The 8295-nt window shown below is 68.7% G+C and carries 7 protein-coding genes; 2 read left to right on the top strand and 5 right to left on the bottom strand.

Annotated features, from left to right (window positions below):
* Together ACFQ27_RS08520 and ACFQ27_RS08515 are read left to right on the top strand one after the other, a co-directional pair.
* The coding region (locus ACFQ27_RS08520; protein WP_377353264.1) for a sensor histidine kinase at positions 1–1108 on the top strand (1108 nt) is incomplete at its 5' end.
* Positions 1105–1800 carry a winged helix-turn-helix domain-containing protein gene (locus tag ACFQ27_RS08515; protein WP_377353263.1) on the top strand — a complete coding sequence of 232 codons (696 nt, stop codon included), beginning with the start codon at positions 1105–1107 and terminating at the stop codon, positions 1798–1800. The genes ACFQ27_RS08520 and ACFQ27_RS08515, both read left to right, overlap by 4 nt.
* A 162-nt stretch (positions 1801–1962) precedes the next feature.
* Here ACFQ27_RS08515 and ACFQ27_RS08510 read toward each other — a convergent pair whose 3' ends face one another.
* From ACFQ27_RS08510 to ACFQ27_RS08490, 5 genes are all read right to left on the bottom strand, one after another.
* Positions 1963–3843 carry a potassium transporter Kup gene (locus tag ACFQ27_RS08510; RefSeq protein WP_377353262.1) on the bottom strand — a complete coding sequence of 627 codons (1881 nt, stop codon included), beginning with the start codon at positions 3841–3843 and terminating at the stop codon, positions 1963–1965.
* Between the two features lie 98 nt (positions 3844–3941).
* Positions 3942–4607: a glutathione S-transferase family protein gene (locus ACFQ27_RS08505; protein WP_377353261.1), complete on the bottom strand. Its 666-nt coding sequence runs from the start codon at positions 4605–4607 to the stop codon at positions 3942–3944.
* 79 nt (positions 4608–4686) lie between these two features.
* The gene (locus ACFQ27_RS08500) at positions 4687–5487 is read right to left on the bottom strand and encodes an enoyl-CoA hydratase/isomerase (RefSeq protein ID WP_374346784.1); all 801 of its coding nucleotides are present in this window, start codon (positions 5485–5487) and stop codon (positions 4687–4689) included.
* Between the two features lie 71 nt (positions 5488–5558).
* On the bottom strand, positions 5559–6614 hold the full coding sequence (locus ACFQ27_RS08495; RefSeq protein ID WP_374346783.1) for a diguanylate cyclase: 1056 nt from the start codon (positions 6612–6614) through the stop codon (positions 5559–5561).
* A 163-nt stretch (positions 6615–6777) separates the two neighbouring features.
* Positions 6778–8295, bottom strand: coding sequence for a DEAD/DEAH box helicase (locus tag ACFQ27_RS08490; protein ID WP_374346782.1), 1518 nt, complete (start codon positions 8293–8295; stop codon positions 6778–6780).

Genomic DNA, 8295 nt, shown 5'->3' with positions numbered 1-8295 from the left:
GCTCGCCCGCGCCGCCAGCGCCGACGAAGCGGCTCAGGCGCTGGCCGAGCATCTGGCCTCCGTCACAGGCGGCCCGGCGGTGGTGCTCTTGCCAGGGGAGGGCGGTCTGCGCCTGGCCGGCGCCCCGGCGGGCCTCAGCACGCTGGCGGCCGAAAGCCTGGCGATGGCCGAGCAGGTTTGGTCCCACGCCCAAAGTCCCACCTCCTCGCCGGGAGGAGAGAGCGCCGAATGGACCTTCTCCGCGCTCCAGGGCGTTTCTGGCCCCGTCGGCGTCGTGGGCCTGCGCGCGGGTCGGCCGGCGACCGAGCCCGATCTCGCCCCGGCCCTGATCGAGCAAGGCGGGGTGGTAGTCGAGCGGGCCGCCCTGGCCAGTGCGGCGGGCGAAAATGAGGTCCTGCGCCAGGCGGACCAGCTGCGGGCCGGCGTGCTCAACTCCATCAGCCACGATTTTCGCACGCCCCTGGCCTCGATCCTGGGCTCCGCCACCACCCTCTACGAATATGAGCAACAGCTCACATCTGCCGTCCGTCGCGACCTGATGCGCAGCATCCAGGAGGACGCCGAGCGCCTGAACGCCCATGTGGGCGCCCTGCTGGACATGGGCCGGCTGGAGGGCGGGGCCCTGAAGCCGCGCGAGGAATGGGTGGATGTGCGCGAGCTGATCGGCTCCGCGATCCGCCGGCTGGCGGCGCGCCTGGGGGATCACAAGATCGAGCGGGACTTCGCCGACCGCCTGTCCCTGGTGAAGGCGGACCCCACCCTGGTCGAACAGGCGATCCTCAACCTGCTGGACAACGCCGCCGTCCATACCCCGGCGGGCGGAACCCTGCGGATCGCCGCCCACGAGGACGGCCGCTGGGTCATGGTCTCCGTCGATGACGAGGGGCCTGGCGTGCCCGCCGACCAGCAGGCGGCGATCTTCGACAAGTTCCGCCGCGGCCCGAGCGACCGCACAGGCGGCCTGGGCCTGGGGCTGTCCATCACCAAGGGCTTCGTCGAGGCCATGGGCGGCCGCGTCGCCTTGGTCAGCCCGCTGGGGCCTTCCGGCGGCTCACGGTTCATGATCAGCCTGGGCAAGGTCGCAGAGACGCCGAGAGGACTCCTTTGACGCTTCGTCCCCGCATCCTGGTCGTCGACGACGAGGTCCAGATCCACCGGTTCCTGACCCCGGCGCTGGAGGCGGCCGGCTATGAGCCGATCCAGGCGCTGACCGCCGCCGAGGGGCTGCGCGAGCTGGCCCTGCGGGCGCCTGACGCCCTGGTGCTCGATCTCGGCCTGCCGGACCTCGACGGGCATGAGGCGCTGTCGAAGGCGCGCGACTTCTATGCCGGCCCGATCCTCATCCTCTCGGCCCGAGACCGGGAGGCTGAGAAGATCGCCGCCCTGGACGGCGGCGCCGACGACTATCTGCAGAAGCCCTTCGGGGTCGGCGAACTCCTCGCCCGCCTGCGCGTCGCCCTGCGCCGAAGCGCCGGCGGGGCCGAGCCCAATCCCATCGTCAAGACCGGTGAGCTGGAGATGGATTTCCGCCTGGGCGTGGTGCGCCGCGCAGGCGAGCGGGTGCGGCTGACCCCTAAGGAATTCAAGCTGTTGTCTGTACTGGTGGACGGCGCCGGCAAGGTGGTCACCCACAAGCAACTGCTGACCGCCGTCTGGGGGCCGGCCCACGAGGCCGACACCCAGTATCTGCGCGTCGCCGTCGGCCAGCTGCGCCAAAAGCTTGAGCCCGACCCCTCCGCCCCCGTCCACATCGTCACCGAAGCCGGCGTCGGCTACCGGTTCCTGACCGAGGCGCTGTGAACATCCTTCTCCCCTTGTGGGAGAAGGTGGCCTGGCGGAGCCAGGTCGGATGAGGGGTCTCCCAGAAATCAATGCAGGCCACCAATTGCGGTCAGTCGCCTGCAACCCCTCATCCGGCCCTTCGGGCCACCTTCTCCCACAAGGGGAGAAGGGGACTTTCGATCACACCGAAACCTGCGTCCCCAGTTCCACCACGCGGCCGGGTGGGATGTGGAAGTAGTCGGTGGGGTTCTCGGCGTTGCGGACCATCCAGCTGAACAGCCGGTCCTGCAGCAGGGGCATGCCCTGGCGCCCGGACGGGGCCACGGTGCGGCGGCCGATGAAGAAGGAGGTGCTCATGATGTCGAACTTCAGACCCTCGCGCCGCGCCTTGGCTAGGGCCTTGGGCAGGTTCGGCGTCTCCATGAAGCCGAAGGTGAGGCTGACCAGCCGGAAGCCCGGCGCCAGGTCCTGGACCTCCAGCCGCCGATCCTCTTCGACCCGCGGGGTGTCCGCGGTCCGGACGCTCAGGATCACGTTCTTCTCGTGCAGGACGCGGTTGTGCTTGAGGTTGTGCATCAGGGCGACGGGAGCCACCGTCGGGTCCGCCGTCAGGAAGAAGGCCGTGCCGGCCACCTGGTGCGGCGGGCGTTGGCTAAGGCTGGCGATCAGGTCGGCCAGGGGCACGGCGTCGCGCCGGCTCTTCTGGGCCAGGTTCTGAGAGCCCTTGGTCCAGGTCCACATCAGGCCGGTCAGCACCGCCGCCAGAACCAGGGGCAGCCAGCCGCCGTCCAGGATCTTCAGAAGGTTGGCGCCCAGGAAGACCAGGTCGATCAGCAGCAGCGGCGCGGTGACGCCGATGACGGCGGCCAGGGGCCAAGCCCACAGCCGCCGCTCGATGACGACCATCAGGGCGACGGTCACCACCATGGTCGTGGTGATGGCGATGCCATAGGCCGAAGCCATGGCCGAGGAGGTGCGGAAGGCGAACAGCAGGAAGACGACGCCGGCCAACAGGGCGCCATTGACCACCGGCACATAGATCTGTCCCGCCATGGTCTCGCTGGTCCGCCGGACCTCCAGCCGGGGCAGGAGGCCCAGCTGCACGGCCTGTTGGGTCACCGAGAAGGCCCCGGTGATCACGGCTTGGCTCGCGATGACGGTGGCCGCCGTGGTCAGGCCCAGGACCGGCCAGTAGATCTGCGGCGGGATCATCCGGAAGAACGGGTTCTCCCCGGCGCTGGGATCCGCCAGCACCAGGGCGCCCTGGCCCAGATAGTTCAAGGCCAGGCAGGGCAGGGCGACCGTCAGCCACCCGGCCCGGATGGGGCCGGCGCCGAAATGGCCCATGTCGGCGAACAGGGCCTCGGCCCCGGTGACCACCAGGAAGACGCTGCCCAGGACGGCGACGCCGAGCAGGCCGTGGCCGAAGAGCAGCTTCAGGCCCCAATGCGGGCTGAAGGCCTGCAGGATCTGCGGCGCGTCCACTAGGTGCAGGAGGCCAAGCCCGCCCAGGGTCAGGAACCAGACCAGGGTGATCGGGCCGAAGTATCGGCCCACCGCCGCGGTGCCGCGCGACTGCACGGCGAACAGGGCGACCAGGATGACGGTCGCCACCGGCAGCACATAGGGCGCGAACCCCGCGCCGCCAGGCGCTCCGACCAGGCCCTCCGCCGCCGACAGCACCGAGATCGCCGGAGTAATGAGGCCGTCAGCGTAGAACAGGGCCGCGCCACAGACCCCCAGCAGGAAGATCGGCCCAGAGCGGCGGCCCAGCGCGTGTTGGGCCAGCGCCATCAGCGATAGGGTGCCGCCTTCGCCCCGGTTGTCCGCCCGCATCACCAGCACCAGGTACTTCAGGGTGACGATGATGATCAGGGCCCACAGCACCAGGGAGACCACCCCGAGCACGGCGGCCTCGTCCGCCCCGCCGCGCACATGGGCCAGGGCCTCGCGCATGGCGTAGAGCGGACTGGTGCCGATATCGCCGAACACCACGCCGACAGAGGCCAGGGTCAGGCCCCAGAAGCCCTTGTGGTCCTGGCCAGGTTGAGTTTCTGACACGCCGGTTCACCTCGAGTTTGTCGAGGTCCGGCTCTAGGCCGGTGGCGCATCAGGTCTCCATCGGGAAGCCGGGGCTTCCGCATAAAGCCGATGTAAAGTCAGGCGTAGGCGTAGGGGCCGCCACGCTTCAGGGCCGCCTTATAGGCGGGGCGGTCATGAATGCGGTTCAGGAAGGCGGCCAGCTTGGGGCGGCCGTTGAGCGCGCCGGCCCGGTCGGCGGCGGCTTCCACGGGGAAGCTCATCATTACGTCGGCGGCGGTGAACTCAGGGCCGGCGAACCAGCCGGTGGGGGCGAGCTCGGCCTCCCAGTAGTCGAAGTGGGCCTGCAGCTGCGGGTCGACATAACCCTTCTGCGCCGCGCCCATCAGGGCCTTGGCGAAGGGGCGCAGAATCGCCGGGGCGCGGGCCGGCAGGTTGGAAAAGACCAGCTTCATGAGCAGGGGCGGCATGGCCGAGCCCTCGGCATAGTGCAGCCAATACAAGAACTTGAGCCGTTCTGGCGTGCCGGGCGGCGGGATCATCCGCCCCTGGCCATAGCGGCTGACAATGTACTCGACGATGGCGCCGGTCTCGGCCAGGACGCCGCCATCCACGGTGATCACCGGCGACTTGCCCAGGGGGTGCACGGCCTTCAGCTCCGGCGGCGCCAGCATGGTCTTGGCGTCACGGGCGTAGGGCTTGATCTCGTAGGGCTCGCCCAGCTCCTCCAGCAGCCAGAGGACCCGCTGGGAGCGGGAGTTATTCAGGTGGTGAACAGTCAGCATCGGGCGTCCTCCGGATTTCAATTTACGAGGTAAATTAAAATCCGGAGTGGGTCCAATACTACTTCATCAAGTGGCTAAATCAGCGCCCGGTGAACACCGCCAGGCGCTTCTGCAGGAAGGCCAGCACGCCCTCGCGGTTATCGGCTGAACGCCCCGCATGCTTCTGGGCCACGCGCTCGGCGTGCAGCTGTTCGGCGTAGGAGTTGTCCAGGCTGTCCCAGACGAGCTTGCGGATCGAGCTCAGCGCCCACGGGCCCGAAGCCAGGTTCTTGGCGTATTCCATGGCCGTCGCCATCAGGTCGCCGTCTGGAACCACGCGGTTGATCATGCCCCAGGACTCGGCCGTCTGCGCCGGGACCTTCTCGCCCATCAGCATCATCTCCATGGCCCGCGCCTTGCCGATCAGGCGCGGCAGCAGGTAGCTGGAGCCGCCGTCCGGCACCAGGCCGATGCGGCGGAACGCCTGCAGGAAGTAGGCGCTCTCCGCGGCCACGACGATGTCGCCCATCAGGGCCAGCGAGCATCCGACGCCGGCGGCCACGCCGTTGATGGCGGTGACGATCGGCACGGGATAGTCGCGCATCGAGGTCAGGAAGGGGTTGTAGACCTTCTCCAGCGCCGCGCCGGCGTCGGGACCTTCCGGATCCGGCGACTCGGCCGGCGTCGCGCGGCCGGACAGGTTGGCGCCGGAGCAGAAGCCGCGGCCTTCGCCGGTCAGCACCACGCAACGGATGCCGGAGTCCTTGGCCGCGAAGGCGTCAAAGGCCTGGCGCAGCTCATCGACCAGGTCCAGGCCCGCGGCGTTCAGGGTCGCCGGGTCGTTCAGGGTGATGACGCCGATCCCATCGGCGGCGGACGTCTTGATCTTGCTGTAGCCCACGGCTTCCTCCCACATTCGTCTATTGAGACGAGCTAAGGAGAATACCCCGGCGTCAGGCTAGAGGGAAAACGTCAGGCGGCGACGGCGGCGTTCTCGGCGCAGGTCACGCGGTTGCGGCCGGCGCGCTTGGAGACATAGAGGGCGCGGTCGGCGCGTTCGACCAGGGCGTGCGGGGTCTCGCCAGGCAAGCGCTCGGCGACGCCGGACGACACCGTGATGGCCCCCAGGTCCTCGTTGGTCGAGCGACGCTTCAGGATCCGCGAGGACACCTCCTGCCGGATCTCTTCCAGCAGGGCGATGGCGGAGGCCGCCCGCTCGCGCGGGAAGATCATGGCGAACTCCTCGCCGCCATAGCGCGCCGCAAAGCGGGGCGCGACGCCGCGCGCGCCGATGACGCTGGCCACATAGCGCAGCACCTGGTCGCCGGTCTGGTGGCCCCAGGTGTCGTTGAAGGCCTTGAAGTGGTCGATGTCGAGCACCGCCAGGGACAGGGCCTGGCCACCCGCATCGGCCTCGGCGCAGGCCTGTTCCAGGGCGTCATCGAACGCCTTGCGGTTGGATAGGTTGGTCAGGGCGTCCGTGGTCGCTTCACGGCGCACCTGCTCCAGGTGTTCGCGCAGGCGCGCGACCTCGGCGGTCGATTCGGACAGGCGCTTTTCCAGCGACTTGTTCTCGCGCTGGACGCGCTTGGTGGCGGTGGCGAGGGTGTCGACCATGGCCTTGATGTGGCCCTGCTCGCCTTCGGCGCTCAGGGACTTCGACGCGCTGGCCAGGGTCTGGCCGTAGGCCTCGCTCGACTTCTGCGCGGACTCGATGGCGCGGGAGACCAGCGCCAGTTCCTTGGTCAGGGCGTCGCCGGTGTCGCGGATCTGATCGTTGAGGCGCGCGCGGGGCAGGTGCTTGGCGGCCAGCTCGTCGGACAGGACGTCGGTGAAGACCTCGCCCGCGGCGATGATCCGGTCCAGCTCCTTGGCCAGCGTTCCTTGAGGATCCGCCACCGAGTGGAGCCAGAGCTCGTAGTTCACGGCCGTCGGCCAGACCTGATGCTTCTCCATCGCCTGCAACGCCAACCGCGCGAAGCTATAGGCTTCAGGTCCACGAAGCTTGAGTTCCACGTCAGCGGCCATCGTCAGTCTCTGTCTCCTTGGAGCCCACAGAGACATGATCGACGCATCGACCCCGCCCCCAGGAACCTGGGCTGAGACAGTAAGCCGCATAGCCAAACGAGGCGTTAAGGCGAAGCCGCGTCGATTTGAAAAATCGCCGGTCGGAAACCGGCGAAATTCGACCTCAGGCCTTGCTGGCGGGACGGGTCGTGGGACGCAGGAGGAAGGCCGGCGTGTCTGAGCCGAAGCCGACCACGGAATTGCGGTCTTCACGATCCTCGCGCGGTTCACGGCGCGGGCGCGGAGCCTCGGCGACGGGCGCCTCAACCTCGACCTTGGGCCGGCGCGCGGCGCGGGACGGCCGTTCAGCCTGGCGTTCGGCCTGCCGTTCGGGCTTGGCCTCGGCCACGGGGGCTTCGGCGACATCAACCGGCGCTTCCGGACGCGGGCGGGACTCGCTGCGCGGCCCGCGATCACGACGGCCGCGATCGCCGCGTTCACCGCGACCGCCCCGGTCGCGACCGCCACTGCGGCCATCCCGGCGCTCGTCCTTGATCGCGGCGAAATCGACGCCTTCCAGCACAACCTCTTGCGGGGTCTGCCCGATCAGCTTGGTGACCTTGTCGATGTTCTTGGAGTCCGCCGGGGTCACGATCATGAAGGTCGAGCCCAGCCGGCCGGCCCGGCCGGTGCGGCCGATCCGGTGGACATAGTCGTCGGCGTGGTGCGGAACGTCGAAGTTGAAGACGTGGCTCACATCCGGAACGTCGAGGCCGCGGGCTGCGACGTCGGAGGCCACCAGCAGCTTCAGCTCGCCCTTGCGGAAGGCTTCCAGCGTCCGCATGCGGGTCTGCTGGTCCAGGTCGCCATGGATCGGCGCGGCGTCGAAGCCATGCGTCTTCAGCGACTTGGCGACGATGTCGACTTCGGTCTTGCGGTTGCAGAACACGATGCCGTTGTTCAGGTCCACCGCCTGCTCGATCAGCATGCGCAGCGCCGTGCGCTTGGCCTTCGGATCCGAGGTCGGCAGGTTCACCAGGTGCTGGGTGATGGTCGTCGCGGTGGTGGCCGGACGCGACACCTCGATCCGGACCGGATCGTTCAGGAACTGGGTGGTCAGCCGGGTGATTTCCGGCGGCATCGTCGCCGAGAAGAACAGGGTCTGCCGCTTCGGCGGGGTCAGCTTGAAGATGCGCTCGATGTCGGGGATGAAGCCCATGTCGAGCATGCGGTCGGCTTCGTCGATGACCAGCATCTGGACGCCGGTCATCAGCAGCTTGCCGCGTTCGAAGTGGTCGAGCAGGCGCCCCGGCGTGGCGATCAGCACGTCGACGCCGCGGTCCAGCTTCATCTCCTGGTCGGAGAAGGACACGCCGCCGATCAGCAGGGCCCAGGACAGCTTTTGTCCCTTGGCGTACTTCTCGAAGGAGGAGGCGACCTGGTCGGCCAGTTCGCGGGTCGGCGCGAGCACCAGGGCCCGGGGCATGCGCGCCCGGGACCGGCCGGCGGCCAGACGGTCGATCATCGGCAGGGTGAAGGCGGCGGTCTTGCCGGTCCCCGTCTGGGCGATGCCCAGAACGTCCTTGCCCACCAGGGCGATGGGGATGGCTTGCGCCTGAATAGGAGTTGCGGTCGTGTAGCCCGTGTCGGCCACGGCCTTAAGCGTCGCGGGCGAGAGGCCCAGTTCAGAAAATTCGGTCAT

It is taken from the genome of Phenylobacterium conjunctum, from assembly GCF_042679085.1.
GTDB lineage: Bacteria > Pseudomonadota > Alphaproteobacteria > Caulobacterales > Caulobacteraceae > Phenylobacterium > Phenylobacterium conjunctum.
The sequence above is the reverse complement of the archived record's forward strand: the minus strand, read 5'-3'. Positions and strand labels throughout refer to the sequence as shown.